The sequence below is a fragment of the Pseudomonas sp. B23(2017) genome (assembly GCF_002113725.1).
GTDB lineage: Bacteria > Pseudomonadota > Gammaproteobacteria > Pseudomonadales > Pseudomonadaceae > Aquipseudomonas > Aquipseudomonas putida_Z.
The window spans coordinates 124,412-144,973 of sequence record NZ_NEJM01000017.1 but is presented as its reverse complement, the minus strand read 5'-3'; the positions used below and the strand labels follow the sequence as shown (position 1 = coordinate 144,973).

Sequence of the window (20,562 nt, the reverse complement as noted above, 5' to 3'; positions counted from 1 at the left end):
AGCTAACGGCCAGAAGCGGACTCTTGGAGCGCCCCCCGATTGGGGATTAGCCATGCTTTACCAGGTTAAGTGCCGGTAATGGCCCTCCAGGGAACTGCGCCAGGCGCCCTTCGCTTAGACCGCCCAAGTCGATACCGGCGAAGCCCAGTCGCTCGATTAACTGCGCCACTTCGGCTTTGGCCGCGGCATCCTCACCTGAGTAGAAAAGCACCCGTCGGCCACCCTCGACCGTAGGCTCGCCACTTAGCAGCGCTGGTTGCAGGTGGTTGAACGCCTTGACCAAACGCGCCCCTGGCAGCATCCGCGCCACCACTTCGCTCGAGCTCTCGCCGCCCAGATCGAAGGGGCGGAAAGTCGGCGCCTCGATGGGGTTGTTGGTATCGACCACGATGCGTCCATTCCATGGAGACAGGTTTTCTAGCGTGGCGGGAATTTTCGACCAGTTCACCGCGAGAAAGACGATGTCAGCCTGGGCGGCTTGCTCCCGGCTTACCGGTATGACTTTCGGCCCCAATTCGTCAGCCAAGCCCTGCAAGCTGTCCGGCCCACGGCTATTGGCGATGGAGACTTCGATCCCCGCCCTGCTCAGGGCGCGTGCGACGGCGCTGCCTATGGCGCCGGCGCCGATGATTCCAATCTTCATGTCATCTCTCCTCAGGCGGTGAAGCCGCCATCTACCAGCAGCTCAGCACCACTGACGAAGGCCGCATCGGGGCTGGCCAACCAGGCCACGGCAGCAGCGATATCGCGACCCTCGCCGTAACGGCCGACGGCAATGTTGGGGCGGACGAAATCGGCCACAGGGCCATCCGCCGGGTTCATGTCACTGTCGGTCGGGCCAGGATGCACGGTATTGACCGTGATGCCGCGCGGGCCGAGATCGCGCACCAGCCCGCGACTGAAACCGGCCAAGGCGCCCTTGGTCAGGGTGTAGGCGGAGGCCGTGGCAAAGGCGGCGTACTGCACCATGGAGCTGCCGATATGAATGATGCGCCCGCCACGCCCCATGTGCTTGAGCGCCTCCTGGGTGGCGACGAACACGCCGGTCACATTCACCGCGAGAATGCGCTGGAAATCCTCGAAGGCGATCTCCTCCGGGGCGCCGAGTACGCTGATGCCGGCGTTGTTGACCAGAATGTCCAGCCGACCGAAAGTGCCGACGACCTTCTGTACCGCATTGCGCACCGCCTGCGGGTCGCCCGCATCGGCGGCAATAGCCATTGCCCTGCCACCGGCGGCAACTATCTCGCTGACCAGTGCCTCGGCATTGGCCGGCGAGGCGTTGTAGGTGATGGCGACACTGGCTCCGTCGGCGGCCAGGCGTTTGGCGATGGCGGCACCGATGCTGCGCGATCCGCCGGTCACCAAGGCGACCTGGCCGTTCAGGGGAAGAGTGATGTTGTTCATGATGCAGACCTCGTGTGGATGGTTGGTGTGCTCATGAAACGCTTTTCGCTTTCCACGCAGTAGCAGGTAATGACTAGAATTACCTTCAATCAATGATTGAAGGTGTGGTTATGGAGACCTTGGCTAATTTGGAGTCCTTCGTGCGTAGCGCCGAGTGCGGTAGCTTCTCCGCAGCCGCACGTCGCCTGGGTCTGACGCCGGCGGGCATCAGCCGCAACGTGGCTCAGCTGGAAAGCAACCTCGGCGTGCGCCTTTTTCAGCGCAGCACCCGACGCCTGACTCTGACTGAAGCCGGCGAACGCTTTCTCGGCAATGTGGGCGGCGGGCTTGAAAGTATCCAGGCGGCGATTGCCGATCTCACCAGTAGCGCCGGTGCCCCAGCCGGGATGCTGCGCCTGTCGGCGGCACCTGCCTTTGGGCGCGACTATCTGCTCCCCCTGATGCCTGAGTTCCTGGCTCGCTACCCGGCAGTCACTCCTGAATGGCATTTCGACAACCGCCAGGTAGAGCTGATCACCGATGGCTTTGATGCAGCAATTGGCGGCGGCATCGAATTGACGCCCGGCGTGGTGGCGCGCGAACTGGCGCCAGCGCATCTGGTAATGGTTGCTTCGCCAGCCTACTTAGCCGGAAGGCCAGCACCACATCAGCCAGGGCAGCTCGCCGAAATCGACCACTTGGGCATGAGATCGGCTCAGAGCGGCAAGGTACGCAGCTGGATGCTGCAGAACCCCAAGGGCGAGCGAGCACCGCTGGAGTTACGACCAAGGATGCTAGTAAACGACCCTCAAGCACTGTGTCAGAGCGCCTTGCTCGGGCTGGGCGTAGCCCTGCTTGCCGTACCGGATGTGCTGGCGCATCTGCGAAGCGGTGCACTGCAGCGTGTCTTGCCGGACTGGTATGTCGATGCCGGCCCCATCTCGCTCTACTTTGCCAGCCAGAAGCTGTTACCGGCCAAGACAAGGGCGTTCATCGATCACCTGATTGAGCAGTCCCGTGATCAGAAGTGGGGAAGACGGTTCGATGCGAGGCTTTTGGCGAGTAACTAATGTCTGCTTTTGGCCGAAAGCAGCCGCTGGCGGAGGTCCGCAATGGGTCGATAGCAGCCATTCACGACCGGCGACAAGCGTCCCCCTAGCCGCCGGGCGCATCGAGCGGCTCAAGCTGCCTCTTCATCCTCAATCAACGCCCACAGCCTAGCCGCCTCGGCAAACTCCAGCATGTCGGCCAACTGGCCCGCATCAACATCCCCGCGTCGGTGCGCAGAAATCGCGAGCTCGGCAAGCACCCCGGCTCGGCCATCCGGATCGGCTATCAGGGCGGGCTGATCATTGAGTTCGGCCAGCCAGGCTGGTGGCAGGCTCAACATTTGACCGTCCATAGTTGATCGATCCGCGTTGTATAGGATTGGCTCATCATCTCCCTCCTCATCCCCCAATCCGGTGTCGCCGGCACGCTGGCAGCCCGCATTGTCCCCCTCCCCCAGCGCTCGTTGATGCTATCCATCACCTGCATCAGCCGGTCACATGCCACCGACTGCTTGAGAGCGAACAAGTCCTCTGAAAACTCACCTGGTTGCCGCAGGTCCATCAGCAGCACCTCAGCCTTGCTGTAGCGGAACCCGGGCCTAAAGATCCGCGCGACCGCATCCGTGGCCAGTCGAGTCATCAGCAACGTGTCGCAAGTTGGGTATGGCAGTTCCACCAAAGCGCCCTGGGCGTGGTGCGCCTCGTCCGGATTGAACATGCCGGTACGGATGCTGATCCGCATACGCTTGCAAACTGACCCTTGGGCCCGCAGTTTCTCCGCAGCGCGGCCAACGTAAGTGGCCACGGCCTGTTTGATAGGAGCCAACTCAGTCAGTCGCTTTCCGAACATCCGACTGCAGCAGATCTCCTGCTTCGGAGGTTCGGCCTCGTCCAGTTCAAGGCATGGCGTGCCAGCGAGCTCTCGGGCCGTCTTTTCAACCACAACGCTGAACTTCTGGCGGAGTGTCCAGGCGTCAGCTTTGGCAAGGTCCATAGCTGTGCGGATGCCCATCGCCTCGAGGTGAGCGGTCATACGCCGGCCGATGCCCCATACTTCCTTCACCTCGGTATTGCGCAACACCCAATCGCGCTTGAACGGATCGGTGATGTCGACGACGCCACCTGTCTGCGCCAGCAGGCGCTTGGCGGTGTGATTGGCCAGTTTCGCAAGCGTCTTGGTTCCGGCGATCCCGACCCCCACAGGAATCCCCGTGCACTGGAAGATCCTCGAGCGCAGCGTTCGCCCGAACTGGGTCAGATTTTCCTGAATGCCGGAAAGGTCAGCGAAACACTCGTCGATGCTGTAGACCTCTGTTGCCGGCACCATTGACTCGATCAGCGTCATGACCCGCTCGCTCATATCGCCGTACAGCGCATAATTGCTACTGAAGGCCACGATGCCGTGTCGGCGCAGCTTGTCCTTTGCCTGGAAGAAAGGCTCGCCCATCTTCACAAAAGGCTTGGCGTCGTACGACCTGGCGATCACGCACCCGTCGTTGTTGCTCAACACGACGATCGGGGTCTTGGCCAGGTCGGGCCGAAACACCCGCTCGCAGCTCGCGTAGAACGAGTTGCAGTCGATCAGGGCAAACACCTGGTCACTGTGCATGGTCACGAACGCTGTAACGCACAACGCCCCATACCACGAGCTCGTCGCCTTCCATGATGTACCGCGGCGGATACGCCGGGTTCTCGGACTTCAGGATGACCACGCCGTCACGGCGGTGCAGCCGCTTGCATACCGGCTCACTGTTGACTGCGGCAATGACCACATCGCCGTGTTCAGCCTCTCGACCGCGATCGACGATGACGAAATCCCCGGAATAGATGCCTGCCCCTTGCATGCTGTCGCCTTCGACTCTCACTAGATACACATGGGGCGCGCGGAGGTCGAATAACTCATCAAGGGAAATATGGCCTTCCAAATGGTCCGCAGCAGGCGACGGGAACCCGGCCGGCACGCGAAACGAATACAGCGGAAGCGGTTCGGTACCGCCAGTTGGCGTACCCAAGAAAGTGATGGTCATGGTGGAAGGTCCGAGACAAACTGTATGCATATACAGTAAATCCGGCATCGGCTGCCCGGTCAATCCTGGACGGTGAAAATTCTGACGGGCGAGAGGGGGAAATATGTGCGGACGGTACTCAATCTATGAGTCGATGGATCACTACCTGCGCCAGCTATCGCTGGACCTTGTGGTAATCAATGGCTACGACCACGAACCTATCAGTCGTTTCAATGTGGCGCCCTCGACCCGCGTCGAGATCATCCGCAGAGTAGACGAGGGGCTGAGTGTGGATAGGGTTAAGTGGGGATGGTCGCCTTTCTGGGCGAAGGGGAAACGCCCTGACCCGATCAATGCTCGGGCCGAGACGGTGGTGATGGGAAAGTTCTTCAAGGCTCTGTGGCCGAACGGGAGAGCTTTGGCACCGGCAAATGGCTGGTTCGAATGGGTTCCAGATCCTGCAGACCCGAAGCGAAAGCAGCCGTACTACATCACGAGCGCCGATGGCGGACCGCTATTTTTTGCCGCGCTCGCCGAAGTACATCAGGGACTGGAGCCAGATGAGCGGGATGGATTTGTCGTCATCACAGCCGCTGCTGATCAAGGCCTGGTCGACATCCACGACAGAAAGCCCCTGGTGCTCTCGCCTGAAACCGCAAGAGAATGGCTGGATCCAGCCACATCAGGCGAACGCTTGGAGGCCATCGTCGAGTTTGGATGCCGGCCGGCACGGGACTTCCGATGGTTTCCAGTTGGCAAGGCAGTGGGGAATGTGCGCAACCAGGGCGCCGAGCTGATCGAACCAATTAGTGAACCGGACCAGCAGGGCCGCCTAACGCTTTGAGCTGGTAGTCGGTGACAGCCTGGCTCTGAGACTCGGCAATCATTCGCAGACGCTCCACCTCTTCCGCTGGGGCACCCGAGGCCTTCGCTTCATGATGACGCCTCCATGCCGCTACAGCGTCGGTGTACATGGGATGGTCCGGATAAAGGAACGGTGGTTTAGTCTCCATCTCAACTCCATTCTGAGGCCGTCATCATTGGATGGTAGCCGGTGCCCGTCCTGCTTGGATTAACTGGTAATCGAGAACCGCTTCGTAGAGCGAATCCGCCAATAGCCGTAGCCGCTCAACCTCATCCGCAGGCCGCCCCGCATCTACAGCCGCCTGGTGGGCCCGAATAGCCTCAAGCGCTTCCCGCAGCAGCGGCTCGCCTGCCTCCGTCATCCCAATGAAAGTACGCTTCGCCACAGGCCATGCTCCGCCCCAATAGACGGCTCATTATAGACAGGCGAATGGGGGACGCGGCTCCGCACGACCGGTGCCAGCAGGATAAGAGCAGTCGCCTGCGAGAAAGTTAAACGCATATATTTTTCGAAATATTCGCCTCTAACGAATAGATCTTTCGAAAGAACCCCGCTACGTGGCCATTTACGAAAGCACTTTTCGCTGAAATCGCGCCATGATTATGCCCTCCCTGCGGCCCTACCCGGGCCTTGGCTTCCCGAGGTGTAACTCACTTCCTGCATCACCCTTTCCCAAAAGGAACCCACCCCATGAACCAGGTGATTTACGACCTGTACGAGGCACAATCGAGCCTCGAATTCATCCTTGAACAAGTGATCTACGGAACGGTGGTTATCATCGTTCGCGAGGGCATCGAGATCGCACGAGTCACCGCTATGGAAGGTTTGCGTCACCACGCCACTACGCTGATGGAGACGCCGTATGAACTGTGATATCCACGCTCCCTACCCACGCCACAGCGCACTTGATGATGCATACGGCCTGTTCACTGGCATCGCCTTGGCAGCGACCGGAATTGCCATCCTAGGCAAAAGCGGGCTGATCACCGGCGGTATTGCTGGAATGGCTTTGCTCGCGTCCTTTGTGACCCCATACCCCCCGTCGGCTCTGGTACCGGCCATCAACGTCCCATTCCTATTGTTTGCCCTGTTCACCATGGGGCGGAACTTCACCCTGAAAAGCATTCTGGTAAGCTTCGCCTTGGGCTTGGGCGTCAAGCTTGTTACTCCGGCCCTTAACAATGCCGGCATTGACCCTGCCGTCGGCTGGGCGCTCGGCGGCACGCTGCTGGGAATGGGCATCCTCTGCTTGGCCAGGCACAACGCATCCATGGGCGGCACCGGCTCGATGGTCCTCTGGTTTCAGAAGAAATTCGGAATCAACGCCGGGGTCTGCCAGATCATTTGTGACGCGGTTCTGTTTATGGTCGCCGCTTTCTACCTGTCAGCCGACAAGATGGCCTGGTCAGCGGTGGGCACCGTCGCAATGAACCTGGTTCTAATCCGCTGGCACAAGCCGGGACGGTACCGGGGTTGAACCGGTTCCTCTATCGGGACGGACCCGAGACCCTACCTAAACAAGCCCGGTGATTCTGCCGGGCCTTGTAGTATCTAAGCTCCCACCTAGTCATACGCTGCTTCGCAGGCCAGGCCTGCTATTCGACCTCGCTCAAGCGCTGCTGCGCAGGATCAGCGACAAACGCTGGCCGACGCCTCAAGCTCTTTTTCATACCCGATGCGCTGTCGCCGCTCGGCAAGGAGCACCCTCACCTTCACCTCGAGGCTGTCGGTCTTGCGCAATCCCGCAGTAGCCCAGGTCGGCACTGCTACCTCGGGCGCTCGACACGGCACCTGCACCGGTACCTCGACGCGCACGTATTGGATCTGCGGCGGCGGCTTTGTCGCGCACCCTGCCAGCAGCATGCCGGCCATCAGGAATAATTTCCGGAATATTTTGTAATCGATCTTGTCGTTCAAAGACCCAGCTCCTTGTCAATGATCGAGGTGGCTGCAGCGCACTGGTCGCCGCCGGATCGCTCCTGCTGCAGACGGTTTGCCGCAGCGTAGTCGACTTCCGCGCTGGCCTTCGCCTTGCCAACCGCCTGCTCAGCCCCGGCCTGACGAGCCTTCGCCGCCAGAGTCAAGTCGCCCAAGGCCTTGCCCTGCTCCGCCGCCAGCCCGCTGAGGTTGTCCCGCGCCGCCTTGCAGTTGGTGACCTGGTCGTGCTCGGCGTCGAGCAGCGGGCGGAAGTGCCGTGTGGAAGCCCAGGTCCCCACCAGCACGCCGATCGAGATCAGCAGACATGCGCCAGCGACTTGGTGCACCAACGACTTCATGCCAGCGCCCGCCGGACACCCTCATCGATCACCTGATCCTTATATGGGTTACCGCCGTTCTCGTGGACGATGATGCCGACCACGGCTTCGCGCAGCACCTGCGGCTTGGAGATGTCGATGGAGTCGCGTACGCCCACGCCCAAGCGCTTGGCGATTGCCTGGGCATAGGCCTGGGTGTTGTTCTCGCTGGAGGGTGCCCAGCGGCTGATGAATTCCAGCGGGGTATCGATGCCGGGCCGGCCGACGCCAGGCATGCCGTCCTTGCCCCGATAGTTCAGCAGCAGCTTGCCCAGAGCTCGGATGCCATTCTCCGCTTGGTCGAACCTGGCGAAGCGCGGCTTGGCTACGCCCACCTCCACTCCGAGTTGCCCCTGCCAGGCGTTCCGGGGATTGAAATCGATGTTACCGGGATTGTTGTTGCGCACACCGCGGGGAGTAGTCATTCAGTGACCTCCTGTACTGGTTGACCTGCAGCTTCTTCCACGGACACGGTCACCTGCGCCCAGTAGCGCTTGAGCACTTTGGCAGTACGGACGATTGCAGCTGGCTGCTCCTCCAGTAGTTTGCGGGCCGCGGCATCCGCTTCCTGTTCCGTGGCGTATTCGTTCTGGTGGATGGGATCGAAGCTGTTACTGGTGTTGATGACGATGAACGGCATGGGTTTTCTCCAGGCAAAAAAATACCGCCGGGCGGCGGTTGGGTTTGGGTGTGGTCGAATCAGGCCGGCAGTTGAGGCCAGTCAATGGTTTCCGGGAAGCCGGGCTGTTCAGGCAAACGGTTGAGCGCAATGCGATAGCGCTTCCAGACCTTCAGCGCGTCGGTCTCCCCGAGAGTGGCCTCTTCCAGGTCTACCGCATCCTGCAACGGAGCGATCGCCAGATCCGCGGCTGCTCGGCGCTGGGCAATTTCCGCCGTGGCGGTCGCACGCAGTTGCTCGGACGCTGCCAGGGCCTTCGCCTCGGCAGTCACCACCTGGCTCCAGTCGATCGCAGCAAATCCCAGCGCCGGCGCTGGCTGTTCGGCGGCAGGAATCGGCAGTGCGACCAGGCCATCAGCCGGCGACACGATGTCACGCGGAAAACAAGCCTCCTGGCTGGCATCGATCGGAATGGGCAGCAGCAGCACTACCACCAACTGGCCCTCCACGCGCTCGACGGGTGCAACCACCCAAGGGCAACCGGTGGCCTCGGCCGGCAATGTGGCGCCTTCCATTAGCGCGGAAAAGTCCAAGGTCAGACCGTTGATTGTCAGGCTGTCGCCTTGCTTGTAGACGGTCAGCGATTGCCCCGTGAAGAACACGGGCGAGAGCTTAATTTTCATCAGTACCACCTTCCGGTTGCGGTCCAGCCGATATAGCAAGTTTGCCCAGGCGTCCAGGCACCCTCGATCAGCATCCCTGCGTTGCTGGTCGCGCAGCCGCTGAGCCGGTTGATCTGAAAGTTGTTGTTGGAATTTGGATACGCCAAGGTGAGCTGGGTCGAAATTTTCGGGTTCGCGGTACTGACAAACCCGGTGAATGCGGCTGGGAACGTGATGGTGACGCCGGTAGGCGTGAGCGACGCTCCATTGTGGGCCATGCCGTACATGCCCCAGCAAATCTGCGTGCCGTCTGCGAAGCGAATGAACTCACCATTGGAATTACTGCCCCGCTGCATCACCGCCCCCGTCGGCACACCTGAGGCTTGCCCCACCGAACCGACAATGTTGGCTCTGTTGAATGCAGTTGCGATGAAGGTGTAGAGCTCATCGAAGTTTGCGATCGCCTTCACCCAGGCGCTCCGACGGTCATCCCCGCCAGCACCGCTGGGTGCGGTGCCGAGGTTGATAGTTTGCTTGGCCATATCATTCCTTGCTAAAGAGTAGGTCGTGCTGCGAACAACGTTCGCCCGTTTGGATCAACTGGGTTGATTGCGCCGTAGTTCTCGGTATAGGCCTGTAACATATCGCGTCGGCCGTTCAAGAAGCCCGCAATAGTGGCTAGCCATGGACTTGTAGTTCCTGCAGGAACGTACGTTGGCGAAAGTAATGCATTAGCCAGAAAGTAGTCACCCACATTGTTAGTCCAGGGCATCTGACAACTAGCCGCATAATATCCGGCACCAACAATTGGGCTTCCCGCCACTATGAAAGAGGTGGTTGTCGGCTGGCTGTTTAAGCGAACGATGTTGTTTGTGGATGTGAATATGTCCACCCCCGATGCATCACTCACTGTGGCGCCATACGCTCCGACAGACACCGGACTGGCTGAATAGCTGCCCACAAACCAGTCCACCTGCATGGCTTCAAGCCATACAGGCCCGAAGTCAGGATGCATGTACTTGGCGACACGCCAGCCTGTCCAGTTCCCTGGCGATCCTTGCACATAGAAGTCTCTAAGCATCAGGTGCCCCGGGCCGTTTACGAAAACAAGTGGACGTTCATATGTCGTTATCGGCGTCGGAAAATCATATCCATTGAGGAACGGTTGATCCCTGTTCGCCCACGATGGAAAAGTAAACGAGCCCTGATACATCACATTCAAGACCCGGTTGACCGAGTCAATTTGTGATTGGATGTTATTGTTTACCGACCGCACGCCATACTGCCCGACAGCAGTAAACGGAGCACCACCACTCGACAAGACTAGAACCTGCCACGTCTCGTTGAACCCTCGTCGGATTGTGAGCAGCCCAGGCGAGTACCAGGCCTGTGGAGACCAGTTAGTCGTCGGGCTCGATGCCGGCGCCAACCGGTCCACCACCACAAAAGAGTCACTTTTGATTTCTGGTATCGAAAAGTTCTGCTCAAAGCTACCGTCACAAGTTACCTGTAACATCTTTAGGGAGCGGATTGGCGTGCTTGCGGTGTCAAGAGTCACCCTTGAGGACGCATCCTTCGTCCTCAGCCCATAAAGAGTAGCCATCAGGTCAGCCTCCCCACTGCAACACGCTCGACGCCGTTCACGTCGTATACATACAACCCTCCATTGTTCAGCAGCGTAGAGCCCTGGGCATCTTGGCCCCGCAGCGTGAATGTGCCCGCAGCGAAGTTGATCTCAAGCAGCGGTAGGCCCTGGGCGTTCAGCGCAGCAGATCGAATGGTCATACCGGCCACAATTTGCTGGATGAACGCGGTATTGATCACCGCCTGGTTGATGAAGACCTGTCCGCCTTCGACCACGAACGGAAGGATCGTCTGGCCATTCAGGCTGTCGATGATCGCCAGCCGCTGGGCCATCAGCAGGATCTCGCCCTCCTCCCCATTGCTGCCGATCGCGATGCCCGAGACGACCTTGCGGCCGCCCTGGTTTGTCTCGACCTTCAGCGTGGTTTGAGCCGACACCCTGCCGTTGATGTCAGCCATGACCTCGCTGACCTGCTGGACCGACGCATTGGTCTGGCCCATCTGCGCTTGGACCGTTTCAACCTGCCGCCCCATAGCGATACCGTCCTCGATCCGGGCCGATTGCTCAGTCCAGACACCCACCAGGCCACCCGCGGCGCCAGCCAGGCCGGAGCTGTCCCCTTCCATTTCCGGATTCACCTGGACGTACAGCCCGTCCAGGCGGCTGGCCTGCGCAGTGATTGCCGTGCCCTGCTGCTTCACAACCGTGTCCATCTGGCTGATCGCAGTAGCCTGAGCGGTGGCCGCCCGGGCGCTAGGCCCAGCGACAAACGGTGACGGGGTGTTGCTCTCTCCGACCCGCTTTTCGACCATGATCGAGTCCACCACCATCGAGGCGCTTGGCGCTGCATGCCGGTTCGGGTAGATCAGTAGACCGACCTTGCCGCTTTCCGTGATGGTGATTGGGAACGTGATGCGCGTACGCTCGGTGGTATACGGCTGGGTCGCCGATCGAGAGGTCACTCCGTTGTACAGGTTGACCATCATTGAGCCGGCCGTGCCGCCTTTCACATACATCGACACAAGGTAAACACCAGGTTCAACCCGGATGTTGAAGGCCGCCGGATTGTTGGTCGGAGCTAGCACGATGTACGAAAACAGGCTGTCGGTGTCTGCCTCCAGGGAGTAGCCGAACCCGGAGTCAGCCTCGGGCACCGCCACCCCAGTCTTGGTCAACAACGCGCCCCCAGTGACAGGCAACGCGGCCGAAGTCAGCCAGCTGTAGGCACTGTCGAGCAGATTGGCGCCGTTCCCCCCAATTCCTCCCACACTGCTTTGCAGTTGCGTCAGAGCCTGGCCCTGGCTGGTCAGCGTGTTGCCTTGCTGGTTGACACTCGCGCCGAGGGTGCTGATGGCATCCGCGTTCGCTGTATCGGCAGCGGTGACGCGGCGCGCGACGATGTTGCACCACAGCGATCGACCTGTGCCGTCCGCCGGTTCAGTACGGGTTAAAAACCGCGCCGATACGGCTCCCGCCGGCGCAGTAATGCGCCCGGCGTGAGACTTGAATCCTGTCGCCGCAGCCACTACCGAGAATGCGTTGAAATAGCCCAGGTTGGTCCCGGCCTTGTCAAAGAACTGCATCTGCAGCCGGGCAGTTTGGCCAGCGGTCATGTAGCCCGGCCAGATATCTGCCGACAGGTCGAACTGCTCGCCGCCAGCAGTCACTACGTTTGCTGCCGCCCCGCAGAAGCTGTTCGTATAGAACGACACGCCTTTTCCGGCGGAGGGATGCGCCGAGACGTTGGTTATCCGGGCATCACCGGTCCAAGGGTCAGTCAGGCCATCCTCGAAACTGCCACGCAGGATCAGGTTGTCAGGTTGCTGGCCGATGGACGCCTTGATTTGAGTAATCGAGGTGCCTTGAGAGGTCAGCGTATTGCCTTGGTTGGTGACTGCAGTTTGCAACGTCTGCAGCGCAGAGGCATCAGCCTTGGCCGCCATTTGAGCAAGTGCGCTGGCCGCAGCAGCCGCTGCATCGGCGGCCACCTTGTCGGTAACCGCCACCCAGGCGGCCCCGGTCCAGCGCTTCGGCGTGTTTGCCGCCCCCGTGGTATCGATCCACAGATTCTGCGCCAGGCGCTTGTCCGTTGCCGGTTCGGTGCTGCTGTAGATCACCTCCCCTTTGCCGCCGGCCTTGTCAGATGCCGCCTGGGCAGCCTGCTGCGCAGCCGTCACGTTGCCGTTGGTGGTTTGCAGGCTGCTGCTTACGCCCATGATGGCCGAAGCGTTCGCCTCATCACCGCTGATGCGGGCGGTGCGCTCATCCACAACCGAGGCCACGGACGCCGACGGCGCGACCTGACCCACGGCGATCCAGTCGATCTCGAACACATCATCCGCCACCGAGCTGAGCCACAGGTAAAACCTGGTGATCGTGCTGTCCGACCAGTCGGACCCGCCAGCAGTCAGCTGCGACATGTCCCACTCCAACACCATGCTCTGGCCGACCGCTAGGCCCGGGTCCGGAATGACTTTCCGGTACGACGTGCTCGAGGCGTGGTTTGCTGTCACGTAAGTGATCTGCCCGTTCCAGCCGGTACCGGCTCGGCGAGTGATCCTGCAGCGAACGCGGTCATGATCGCGCCCGTTGATCGACACAACCGGGCTGTTGAGGTAGGCGCTGATGTCAGTGTTGGTGACGATCAGACGCCCATTCTCCACTGCCAGGCTGCAGCGGATGCCCGACCAGCCTTCTACGGTCGAAGCGAAGCTGTAGTTCAGGGCAGTATCGAACCCTCCAGACTCGGCCCGAATCGTTGCAATCTGCGAAGCCAGGGCCGCGTCCGCGTTGGTTCGCGCCGTGGTCTCATTGCTGATTGCCGACGAGTTGGCCGCGCTGCTGGTCGCCACAGTGTCGATCCGTTGCCCCAGAGCCGTGTCCGCATTAGTGCGTGCGGTGATCTCCGACTGAATGGCTGCAGCATTATCGCCTGTCGAGGCAGTGACAGTGTCAATGCGCTGGCCCAAGGCGGCATCGGCCGATTGGCGAGTCTGCGCCTCGCTGGTGATGGCGGTGCCGCGCGCCTGGGCCTCGGACAACAAGCCCAGGGCGCGGGCCGCAGCTTCATCGCTGATTGCCTGGGTCCGTGCCTGAGTTTCAACCGCGATCGCCTGGGCGCGCGCAACTGCCTCAGCAGCAACCCGCTGAGCGACCGAGCCTTCCAGTGTTGGCGGACCGGAGATCAGTTCGATCTCTTCCCGCAGCGCGGGCGCCAACTGACCACCCTCGATCTTGTCCTTCAACGCATCGAGCATGTTCTCGACATCAGTCGATGTAGAGGCAACCACTTTCAGGAAGGCGCTCACCCCGTAGGCATTCTTCGAACGAACGAAATAGGCATAGTTGGTGGCAAACGCCAGACCGGTGTGGGTCAGGGACAAGCCTTGGCCCAGGTATTCACCCTCGGTTGCCTGTGGGTTGGTCGAGAAGAAGTACTCGTAGGTGCCGCCATTCAATCCATGCAGTGTGTTGCCCGGGATCAGCGTGATGGTGTCGATAGTCGCCTGCACTACGCACGATTCTGGGATTGGCGGGCCGTCGATGCTCACGGTGATACTGGCTTCGCCAGAGCGGGTCAGCGGACCGAGAGCGGCCACACTCATGGTGTAACTACCAGACGGCAGGCCCGACAGTGGCAGCTTGAGCGCCGTAGCCGGTACCTGCTGGGCCTGCACGGCGGCCGCGCCTTGGCGAATCGTGATGGCGTAGCCCGTGACCACGCCGTAGGGCGCCGCCCACGACAGGGTACCCTGTACCGATTCGGCATTGTCCTCGGTCGACCAGGCGAGTCCAGTAGGACTACCCAGACCGCCGGCCGGCAGTTTGATGAAGCCGATCGGATTGTACGGCTGGCCCACAGCGTCGTCGAAGATTGCCGGTTCGTTCTGAGCAACCGAGACGTTGCAGCCACTGTCGGCGCTCATCGACCAGTCGGTGACGATGAACTCGCCCACGATATTCAGGGATGGCAGGTTGACCTTCACCGAGCGGCCAGGGCGGCAGTTGTAGCCCATGAAGTTCATGGGGATCGACAAGTTTCCGCCTGCACGCCGGCGGCGCAGTTCGATGTTGGCCAGGCGCTGGGCCTGGTAGGGGTTGCTCACGTAGGAGAACGACAGTGTTTCTGCCGCCTCACCGCCGTCGGCCACCACCCACTCACTCACCGATACCTCCGGATAGTCCGTCTCGGCCCAGGCCTGCGCCGGGTCCACGAAAGTACCACGCACGGTATTGATCGCCGAGTCGTTGGTCGGCTCGGTGCTGCCGGTGACGGTGCCGATCACCATGTCCTCAGTGATCTCGAAGTCATACGGGCCGTAGTAGGCCCCGACCTGCAGCATCCAGCGGCCGCCGACACGGATCAGCTTGCCACCGCACGCCGCCTCCAGCTTCTGCATCACCTGGGTGCGCGACTCATCGGCGCCGATGACACAGCCTGAGCGGTATCGGGCCGAGGTACTGCCATCTGCGTTGGCCAGCATCTCATCGCACACGCTGGCACTGTTGGCGAAACTCGCGAACACGATCTCATCATCCGGCACGCCGCACCGGTTGCGCAGGAACCAGAGGATGTGAAGTGCGGTGTTTTCGCTGTAACCGGAGGTCCCGATCCGAGGATCGTAGATATCCCGGCGCCCGCGAAGTACGAAGCGCACATCCGGAATGCCAGAGGGATACTTCTCGGCGCTGTACTTGAACGACAGCCGGACGAAAGACAGGCCTCGGCCAATCTGGGTGTCGCGCCAGTCCGGGCTGTTGGCTTTCAGGAAGGCATTCACCTGGGTCGGGTTGGTGACCAGCTCATAACTCGCGTGCTCCCCATAGGATTGAACGCGCTCCTCGCCGAGGAAGATGTCCTCCAGCCCGTCAATCTCTCCTTCCGACAGCACATACACCATGTGTAGCCATTCGCCGTCGGTCTGGTCGCCAGCCTGTTCCTGCCCCCAGGCTAGAACGCCGCCAGTGCTCACCCGGCCCAGTACGTACCGGGCAGCCGCCTTGGACGAGCGTAGGGTCTGGCTGGACGGTTCACTGGTGCGCAGCGAGCCGGTATCGAGCTTGTCCTGCTGCGAAGCGACGTAGAACGCCATCGCTGCGCCCGCCAGCGCGCCCCAAGGCCCTCCCTGGATAAAGCCGATGGCCGCGCCGACCGCGATCTGGGCCACCTTCTTGACTGCTGAACTCATTCAACTCTCCACACCGTCAACGGTTCACACTCGATACGCCCGACCCCATCGGGGGACACCGACCAGAACTCATCCGCCCAGAACACCGCCACGCCTCGCCCGTTGGGGCCGTCGTACAAGGCGATGTCGCCCCGCTGGATCAAGCCAGGCTGGATGCGGGCAAAGCAGGCATCCCAGGCGCCCTCCAGGGAGCCGTGCATTTTCTTCAGCAAGCGCTTGGCGCCAGCCTCGGATGAGTACCGGCCGCGGTAGGCTTCGGCAGGATCGACACCACACACCGCCAGGGCGCAGTCGGCTGCAAACAGGCAGCAGTCAAATTCGCCCCATGAAAAAGGCCGCTCGGTGGCGGCCTTGATCGTGTTGGCAAGCTGTGTCGTCCAATCGCGCTTTCGCATGGCTAGGTCTCGTAGGTGAACTTCGGTGCGTCCTTGGAGGCGCCCCAGTAGATGGGCCAGTCGGCGATTTGGGCGATGGCGAAGAAGAAGCGGTCGTCCTGCCGGCGCGCCCTGTGGTTCTCGTCGGTCCAGCGCTCGGTACCGGTCCGATTCCACTCGGCCATGCGGTCGATGAGGGGAACCGTGATGCTGTTGCCCTCCTCGCCGTTGCCCGCATAGGAGAACTTGGCGGCGTCCATGCGTCCGCTGAACAAGATATCGGCGGCATAGCTGCCGTCCTGGTCGAACACCACGAACATCAGCTTGCCGTTGCGCCCCCGGCACCCCTTCAGCGAGGTTTCAGTGATGATCTGGGCGTCCAGGCCGTTGAGCGTCAGGTCCACCGACATGGGCGAACCCGAGTTGCTGCTCTCCTGCGACTGGCCGACCTCCCCGAAGCTGCCGACGCCCTGATAGGTGATGCCACCGATCACCAGGTCGCCGGTACCGGTATGCGCGAAGACCATCCCATCGGGGAAATCCAGCTGGCAGGCGTATACCGCCATGAAGTTGCCCTTGGCGATGATGTCGACGACTGTCTGGCTGAACGGAAAAACACCGGTGGCCATCAGAATGCCTCTCGAAATTGCAGAGTCGAGTTCGAAACCACCGGCTGGGTGGTCCATTCGTTGGTGTCATCCATGCGGCGCATCTCGCAGTAGGGATTCTTGTACTCCACCGCACTGCCGACCGGGATCAGCTTGCGGATGCGCTTGTTCACCGCAATCACGGCTTTGCCAGCGGCGTCGGACGAGGCGTGCTCCACCACCTCGAACATCTCCCCGCTGATGGTGATGAGATCGCCGCGGCTGAATACCGGCCGGCTGGCCAGCATGCCTTGCAGCTGCATGACGCTGGCCTGGGCATTGGCGACTGCCACCGTCGGCGTGCCGATGTCGTCCACCCGCCCTCGGGTGAGGTACGGGATGTTTACCGTGCCGAACATCCCGTGCAGGCGACCCAGCAGCGAGGTCAGTTCGCGTTCGTCCTCCTCATACAGAACGCCGAAATTCATGGTGCATTTCCAGTAGGAGCCAGGCTGAGCCACGATCTGCTGCGAATTTGACAGCGAAGAACTGAAGCCCCGGTTGTTGTAGACGACACCCCAGGTGACCTCAGTGGGCTCCAGGTCTTCGGGCCATTCCTCCGCCATTGGTTCACTCCAAAAAGAAAGCCCGCCGAAGCAGGCCGAGCATAGTTACCGCCGCTGCAGCATCTGCCGCCCGGCACCGTTGGTCTTGAAGTCTCGCAGCATGAGCTCGTAGCCATCCCGCGCCCCCTGCTCGGCGGCACGCCGAACATCGGCCAAGGTGGCAGCGTTGGCTTGCCCTGACACCTGGATATGCTGGGTGATGCCGCCAAACGTGATCGAGGATTCTCCGCCGCCTCCTCCGGCGCCAGAAGCCATGACGCCAAGGGAGCCATCCGGCCCCCGGTGAAGCGGTAGAATTGCTTCGGGACCGGCCTCGGCGAAGACCCCCGCGCCTTTGGCAAAGGCGAACATCTGAGGGCTGTCGTACACCCCGCCGGAATAGGCCGACAAGCTTGGCGAATCGTAGACCCCGCCCTTTGCGTTCGCGACGAACGAGCCTTCGCTGAATCCGGTCATGGTGCCCTGCCCCAGCGCCGCCCCACCGCCGCCCAGGAAGCCGAACGCCGAACTGAGGAAACCAGCGGCCGCCTGGCGCACCTGGATGCGAATCAGGTCCTCAATGATCGCGTCCGCGAAGTCCTTGAACGACGCCTTGCCCGTCTTGATGAACTGGCCGATGCCGTCTTCGAGGTTGCTGAACGCATTGGTGAACAGCTCCTGCGTCTGGCCGGCTACATCGGCGGCGCTGTCGAGATAATTTTCCAGGGCTGCTGACGCGCCATTACTCCAGTCGGCCTGGGCCGCGTCGATCTTGACGAAGGTGTCCTCTTGGACCTGCACCAGCTTGGCGCCGTACTCTTGCCTCAAGGCAATCTGCTTCTCAAGCTCCTGACGCTGTTTTTCAGTGCTGGCTGTAGCCAACTCGTCTCGCAGCGCCAGGATCTTGTTGTTGTTCTCTTGCTCAAGCGCCAGCCGAGACTGAGCACGACTTGCCCGCTTGTCTCCCATTCCAACCGCAGCAGCGGCAGCGTCGCCCTGCTGCTGGGCGATCGCCAACTGACGCTCAAGATCGGCCTGGTACTTCATCGCCCGCGACAGGCCGGTCGAGGCCTGCACCGCACTATTGAATTGCTCGGCGAGCGCACCAACAGCTTTGCCGTACTCTTCGGTGGTGATTTTCTTCTGCGCCAGCAGTAGATCAAGGTTGTTGGTCTGCTTCTGAAACTCATCGGACGCAGCGCCTACGGGGTCGTAAGCCTTTTTCAACTGCTGATAAGCGGTCTCTGCTTCCTTCAGTTGCTGATTCAGCTTCGTCTGCGCAGAGGTGGCGTCTTTCGTTTCCTGCTTGGCGCCCTGATTGGCCTTCTTCTGTGCCTCGATCGCGCTGGCCGCCGAAAGGATCGCCTGTCGGTCAGTCTCGGTGAGATCGGCGTTTTCGGCGATGTAGCGGTTGGCGATCTTCATCGCGTCGCCATTGTCCTGCAGGCCGGCCAACTGCTTCTGCAGCGTTTCCAGGTAGGTCTGACCGGCCGAACTCATACCGACCTTGGCGGCATTGTTTGCCTGCGTCGACGCTGTATTCTGGTCCGTCACTCCGGTAAGGACGCGCAGCGTCTCGGCGATCAACCCCGAGCGCTGATCCGCATCACTGACCACTCCAGCCTGGGTAATCCACCCTTGGACGGTTCCGGTCGGAACATGAAGGCGCTCCCCTACCTCCTTGAGGATGGGCGCCAAATCCGAACCTGAAGCACGAGCCTCGTTTAGCCGATCAATAACCGACTGGAATTCGCGCAGTTGCTGGCCATATTGTCCACCCGAGTCACGGGCGGGTGCCGTCACAGTGGCGCTACGAATCGATTGGGTAAGTTCGCCGTATGCATCTCTGACCTTGTCCGTTGCGCTGATTTGTTCCTGCTGCCACTTGATCAGCGACGCCTCACGCTGATCCTTGTTCAGCTTGGCAAACTCTTCGCGCAACTGTGAAACAGGCTTATGCAGTTCGTCCAAGCTAACGCTAGCGTGATCGGCGTTGTGCCTCAGCAACAAAAGACTGGCCGCCGCAGTGCCGGCGAGCAACGCCAAACCCATGGGCCCGCCGAGCGCGGCCAGAAGTCCACCTGTGGTAGTCGCCCGCGCCAGGTTCGCCTGGGCGATCGTCAGCGCCTCAGTTGAGGCGGTGAGTGCGGCCTGCTTCGGAATGAGTTGGTTTTGAACCAGTGCCAGCCGCTGCAGTCCCGTCGCCGCAGCCACGGACGCCTGAGCCTCTTGTAGTTGAGCCTGCGCGAAAACCCTCTGAGCATCTGCTGCCACGATTGCAGCATTGGCGGCATGGAGTGTTGCACTACGCTGGGCAAGCAACGCTCCAACCGCTGTGTATGCTTTCGCGGCATAGGTGGTCAGGGCCGCAGCACCAGCTCCAGCCATCGCCACGGCCACTAGGTCAACGTTATCGGCCAACACCACAAGGAACTTGGATAATCCCGCGACAGCGCCGGTCTGTTCTTCCAGTTTCCCTAGGAATGTTCCTGTGGCATTGCCGATATTGTTCAAGGCATCTTGAACACTGGTGGACATGTCCGCTGCTGCTTTTCGGTTCACTTCAACCGTGCGCAGAAGACCAGTGTTGATGTCTTCCAGAGACAGCTTGCCCTCGTTGCCGAGCTTGCGAACCTCGTCCGCGCCCTTGCCCGTCGCGGAGGCTATCGCGTCAACAATAGTGGGCATGGCTGTCTGAATTGACTGCCAGCCGTCAACCTCGACTTTGCCTGTCTGCAATGCCTTGGAGTATGCATCCAGTGCGGAACCAGCCTTGTCAGCCGCCGCGGCATTGGTCACCAGCAGGAAACTGAAGCTGTCCGTGATGTCCAGTGTTTGCTTGGTGTTAAATCCCAGGCTGCGCATTACATCGGCAGTGCGGATGTACAGCTCCTGGGCCTCGGCCAATGGGCGATAAGTTTCCTGAGCAGTTTGCATCAGGTGCTCTTGCACCATCTGATACTCACCGGCGCTTCCGGCTGCCGCCTTCATCCGGTCGGACATCTGACCGTAGGCATCAACCTGCTTGATGATGCCTCCAATAAGCCCCGCGCCGGCTACCGCGGCAAACGCACCGCGCATGAGTGCTCCGGCGCCCTGAGCAGCTGCACCAGCTCGATCAAAAGCAGAATCAACTGAGGCCAGATTACGATCAATCGCCTGACTGGTCTTGGATACCAACTGATCCGCATTGGCTAGCTCGCGTCGTAACTGCGCGGTGGTTGCCTCGATCTGGACCAGCATCCCCTGGACTTGTTGGTCAGCCATTTGAATCCCCAAAAACAAAAAACCCGCCGAGGCGGGTTTATGATCATCGTTCATCCTGGTTAACAGGCAGGAAC

23 protein-coding genes are annotated in these 20,562 nt (G+C 60.9%); 4 read left to right on the top strand and 19 right to left on the bottom strand.

The features are described from left to right. Window positions 1-46: 46 nt before the first annotated feature. Window positions 47-643: an NADPH-dependent F420 reductase gene (locus tag CAG46_RS23750; RefSeq protein ID WP_085615040.1), complete on the bottom strand. Its 597-nt coding sequence runs from the start codon at window positions 641-643 to the stop codon at window positions 47-49. An 11-nt stretch (window positions 644-654) separates the two neighbouring features. Next, the gene (locus CAG46_RS23745; RefSeq protein ID WP_085615037.1) at window positions 655-1,407 is read right to left on the bottom strand and encodes a 3-oxoacyl-ACP reductase family protein; all 753 of its coding nucleotides are present in this window, start codon (window positions 1,405-1,407) and stop codon (window positions 655-657) included. A 110-nt stretch (window positions 1,408-1,517) separates the two neighbouring features. Between CAG46_RS23745 and CAG46_RS23740 the strand changes: the two genes are divergently transcribed. Then, the gene (locus tag CAG46_RS23740; RefSeq protein WP_085615035.1) at window positions 1,518-2,456 is read left to right on the top strand and encodes a LysR family transcriptional regulator; all 939 of its coding nucleotides are present in this window, start codon (window positions 1,518-1,520) and stop codon (window positions 2,454-2,456) included. Window positions 2,457-2,566: 110 nt separating this feature from the next. Here the strand turns inward: CAG46_RS23740 and CAG46_RS23735 are convergent, their stop codons facing one another. The 3 genes from CAG46_RS23735 to CAG46_RS23725 are packed head-to-tail and all read right to left on the bottom strand — an operon-like array spanning window position 2,567 to window position 4,462. Further along, on the bottom strand, window positions 2,567-2,776 hold the full coding sequence (locus tag CAG46_RS23735) for a hypothetical protein (protein ID WP_085615033.1): 210 nt from the start codon (window positions 2,774-2,776) through the stop codon (window positions 2,567-2,569). Continuing rightward, complete coding sequence (locus CAG46_RS23730) at window positions 2,770-4,044, bottom strand: Y-family DNA polymerase (RefSeq protein ID WP_085615031.1); 1,275 nt, start codon at window positions 4,042-4,044, stop codon at window positions 2,770-2,772. Before CAG46_RS23730 ends, CAG46_RS23735 begins: the two co-directional genes overlap by 7 nt. Next, entirely contained in the window at window positions 4,034-4,462 is a 429-nt protein-coding gene (locus CAG46_RS23725; RefSeq protein WP_085615383.1) for a LexA family transcriptional regulator, read from the bottom strand. Before CAG46_RS23725 ends, CAG46_RS23730 begins: the two co-directional genes overlap by 11 nt. Window positions 4,463-4,565: 103 nt before the next feature. Here CAG46_RS23725 and CAG46_RS23720 point away from each other — a divergent pair, with 103 nt between their 5' ends. Further along, window positions 4,566-5,285, top strand: a complete 720-nt coding sequence (locus CAG46_RS23720) for an SOS response-associated peptidase family protein (RefSeq protein WP_085615029.1) — start codon at window positions 4,566-4,568, stop codon at window positions 5,283-5,285. Here the strand turns inward: CAG46_RS23720 and CAG46_RS29195 are convergent. Both CAG46_RS29195 and CAG46_RS29190 read right to left on the bottom strand, forming a co-directional pair. Next, entirely contained in the window at window positions 5,248-5,454 is a 207-nt protein-coding gene (locus CAG46_RS29195) for a hypothetical protein (protein WP_085615027.1), read from the bottom strand. The two genes, CAG46_RS23720 and CAG46_RS29195, sit on opposite strands and share 38 nt — an antisense overlap. Window positions 5,455-5,478: 24 nt before the next feature. Further along, entirely contained in the window at window positions 5,479-5,667 is a 189-nt protein-coding gene (locus tag CAG46_RS29190) for a hypothetical protein (RefSeq protein ID WP_085615381.1), read from the bottom strand. Between the two features lie 329 nt (window positions 5,668-5,996). Between CAG46_RS29190 and CAG46_RS23705 the strand changes: the two genes are divergently transcribed. Both CAG46_RS23705 and CAG46_RS23700 read left to right on the top strand, forming a co-directional pair. Beyond that, window positions 5,997-6,179, top strand: coding sequence for a prevent-host-death family protein (locus CAG46_RS23705; RefSeq protein WP_085615025.1), 183 nt, complete (start codon window positions 5,997-5,999; stop codon window positions 6,177-6,179). Next, window positions 6,169-6,783, top strand: coding sequence for a YitT family protein (locus CAG46_RS23700; RefSeq protein WP_085615023.1), 615 nt, complete (start codon window positions 6,169-6,171; stop codon window positions 6,781-6,783). The genes CAG46_RS23705 and CAG46_RS23700 overlap by 11 nt, the downstream gene beginning before the upstream one ends. Before the next feature lie 152 nt (window positions 6,784-6,935). On the opposite strand, the gene CAG46_RS23695 is transcribed toward CAG46_RS23700, so the two are convergent. From CAG46_RS23695 to CAG46_RS23635, 12 genes are read right to left on the bottom strand one after another with little or no spacing between them, the layout of a single operon-like run. After that, complete coding sequence (locus tag CAG46_RS23695) at window positions 6,936-7,178, bottom strand: hypothetical protein (RefSeq protein ID WP_143493401.1); 243 nt, start codon at window positions 7,176-7,178, stop codon at window positions 6,936-6,938. A gap of 41 nt (window positions 7,179-7,219) precedes the next feature. Further along, the gene (locus tag CAG46_RS23690; RefSeq protein WP_085615019.1) at window positions 7,220-7,582 is read right to left on the bottom strand and encodes a hypothetical protein; all 363 of its coding nucleotides are present in this window, start codon (window positions 7,580-7,582) and stop codon (window positions 7,220-7,222) included. After that, a complete protein-coding gene (locus CAG46_RS23685; RefSeq protein WP_085615017.1) occupies window positions 7,579-8,025 on the bottom strand; it encodes a structural protein P5 in 447 nt (148 codons plus the stop codon). The genes CAG46_RS23690 and CAG46_RS23685 overlap by 4 nt, the downstream gene beginning before the upstream one ends. Beyond that, window positions 8,022-8,240, bottom strand: coding sequence for a hypothetical protein (locus CAG46_RS23680; protein ID WP_085615015.1), 219 nt, complete (start codon window positions 8,238-8,240; stop codon window positions 8,022-8,024). The genes CAG46_RS23685 and CAG46_RS23680 overlap by 4 nt, the downstream gene beginning before the upstream one ends. Window positions 8,241-8,299: 59 nt before the next feature. Further along, a complete protein-coding gene (locus CAG46_RS23675) occupies window positions 8,300-8,902 on the bottom strand; it encodes a tail fiber assembly protein (protein ID WP_256575133.1) in 603 nt (200 codons plus the stop codon). Beyond that, window positions 8,902-9,423, bottom strand: a complete 522-nt coding sequence (locus CAG46_RS29185; protein WP_085615013.1) for a hypothetical protein — start codon at window positions 9,421-9,423, stop codon at window positions 8,902-8,904. The genes CAG46_RS23675 and CAG46_RS29185 overlap by 1 nt, the downstream gene beginning before the upstream one ends. Before the next feature lie 11 nt (window positions 9,424-9,434). Next, on the bottom strand, window positions 9,435-10,484 hold the full coding sequence (locus tag CAG46_RS23665; RefSeq protein WP_085615011.1) for a hypothetical protein: 1,050 nt from the start codon (window positions 10,482-10,484) through the stop codon (window positions 9,435-9,437). Then, window positions 10,484-15,655 (bottom strand): DUF1983 domain-containing protein, encoded by a 5,172-nt coding sequence (locus tag CAG46_RS29180; protein ID WP_256575132.1) that lies wholly within the window; start codon window positions 15,653-15,655, stop codon window positions 10,484-10,486. Before CAG46_RS29180 ends, CAG46_RS23665 begins: the two co-directional genes overlap by 1 nt. Continuing rightward, window positions 15,652-16,050: a hypothetical protein gene (locus CAG46_RS23650; protein WP_085615009.1), complete on the bottom strand. Its 399-nt coding sequence runs from the start codon at window positions 16,048-16,050 to the stop codon at window positions 15,652-15,654. The genes CAG46_RS29180 and CAG46_RS23650 overlap by 4 nt, the downstream gene beginning before the upstream one ends. Before the next feature lie 2 nt (window positions 16,051-16,052). Next, on the bottom strand, window positions 16,053-16,658 hold the full coding sequence (locus CAG46_RS23645; RefSeq protein WP_015271414.1) for a hypothetical protein: 606 nt from the start codon (window positions 16,656-16,658) through the stop codon (window positions 16,053-16,055). Then, window positions 16,658-17,242 carry a hypothetical protein gene (locus CAG46_RS23640; protein WP_085615007.1) on the bottom strand — a complete coding sequence of 195 codons (585 nt, stop codon included), beginning with the start codon at window positions 17,240-17,242 and terminating at the stop codon, window positions 16,658-16,660. The genes CAG46_RS23645 and CAG46_RS23640 overlap by 1 nt, the downstream gene beginning before the upstream one ends. 45 nt (window positions 17,243-17,287) lie before the next feature. Then, complete coding sequence (locus CAG46_RS23635; protein WP_256575131.1) at window positions 17,288-20,542, bottom strand: phage tail tape measure protein; 3,255 nt, start codon at window positions 20,540-20,542, stop codon at window positions 17,288-17,290. Between the last annotated feature and the right edge of the window lie 20 nt (window positions 20,543-20,562).

Excerpts from the sequence above, each read along its gene's own strand:
- CAG46_RS29190 (WP_085615381.1), bottom strand. The coding sequence starts at position 5,667 with ATGACGGAGGCAGGCGAGCCGCTGCTGCGGGAAGCGCTTGAGGCTATT.
- CAG46_RS23635 (WP_256575131.1), bottom strand. The coding sequence starts at position 20,542 with ATGAACGATGATCATAAACCCGCCTCGGCGGGTTTTTTGTTTTTGGGG.
- CAG46_RS23740 (WP_085615035.1), top strand. The coding sequence starts at position 1,518 with ATGGAGACCTTGGCTAATTTGGAGTCCTTCGTGCGTAGCGCCGAGTGC.
- CAG46_RS23640 (WP_085615007.1), bottom strand. The coding sequence starts at position 17,242 with ATGGCGGAGGAATGGCCCGAAGACCTGGAGCCCACTGAGGTCACCTGG.
- CAG46_RS23680 (WP_085615015.1), bottom strand. The coding sequence starts at position 8,240 with ATGCCGTTCATCGTCATCAACACCAGTAACAGCTTCGATCCCATCCAC.
- CAG46_RS29180 (WP_256575132.1), bottom strand. The coding sequence starts at position 15,655 with ATGAGTTCAGCAGTCAAGAAGGTGGCCCAGATCGCGGTCGGCGCGGCC.
- CAG46_RS23745 (WP_085615037.1), bottom strand. The coding sequence starts at position 1,407 with ATGAACAACATCACTCTTCCCCTGAACGGCCAGGTCGCCTTGGTGACC.
- CAG46_RS23695 (WP_143493401.1), bottom strand. The coding sequence starts at position 7,178 with ATGGCCGGCATGCTGCTGGCAGGGTGCGCGACAAAGCCGCCGCCGCAG.
- CAG46_RS23665 (WP_085615011.1), bottom strand. The coding sequence starts at position 10,484 with ATGGCTACTCTTTATGGGCTGAGGACGAAGGATGCGTCCTCAAGGGTG.
- CAG46_RS23730 (WP_085615031.1), bottom strand. The coding sequence starts at position 4,044 with ATGCACAGTGACCAGGTGTTTGCCCTGATCGACTGCAACTCGTTCTAC.
- CAG46_RS23725 (WP_085615383.1), bottom strand. The coding sequence starts at position 4,462 with ATGACCATCACTTTCTTGGGTACGCCAACTGGCGGTACCGAACCGCTT.
- CAG46_RS29185 (WP_085615013.1), bottom strand. The coding sequence starts at position 9,423 with ATGGCCAAGCAAACTATCAACCTCGGCACCGCACCCAGCGGTGCTGGC.
- CAG46_RS23720 (WP_085615029.1), top strand. The coding sequence starts at position 4,566 with ATGTGCGGACGGTACTCAATCTATGAGTCGATGGATCACTACCTGCGC.
- CAG46_RS23675 (WP_256575133.1), bottom strand. The coding sequence starts at position 8,902 with ATGAAAATTAAGCTCTCGCCCGTGTTCTTCACGGGGCAATCGCTGACC.
- CAG46_RS29195 (WP_085615027.1), bottom strand. The coding sequence starts at position 5,454 with ATGGAGACTAAACCACCGTTCCTTTATCCGGACCATCCCATGTACACC.
- CAG46_RS23700 (WP_085615023.1), top strand. The coding sequence starts at position 6,169 with ATGAACTGTGATATCCACGCTCCCTACCCACGCCACAGCGCACTTGAT.
- CAG46_RS23690 (WP_085615019.1), bottom strand. The coding sequence starts at position 7,582 with ATGAAGTCGTTGGTGCACCAAGTCGCTGGCGCATGTCTGCTGATCTCG.
- CAG46_RS23705 (WP_085615025.1), top strand. The coding sequence starts at position 5,997 with ATGAACCAGGTGATTTACGACCTGTACGAGGCACAATCGAGCCTCGAA.
- CAG46_RS23750 (WP_085615040.1), bottom strand. The coding sequence starts at position 643 with ATGAAGATTGGAATCATCGGCGCCGGCGCCATAGGCAGCGCCGTCGCA.
- CAG46_RS23650 (WP_085615009.1), bottom strand. The coding sequence starts at position 16,050 with ATGCGAAAGCGCGATTGGACGACACAGCTTGCCAACACGATCAAGGCC.
- CAG46_RS23685 (WP_085615017.1), bottom strand. The coding sequence starts at position 8,025 with ATGACTACTCCCCGCGGTGTGCGCAACAACAATCCCGGTAACATCGAT.
- CAG46_RS23735 (WP_085615033.1), bottom strand. The coding sequence starts at position 2,776 with ATGTTGAGCCTGCCACCAGCCTGGCTGGCCGAACTCAATGATCAGCCC.
- CAG46_RS23645 (WP_015271414.1), bottom strand. The coding sequence starts at position 16,658 with ATGGCCACCGGTGTTTTTCCGTTCAGCCAGACAGTCGTCGACATCATC.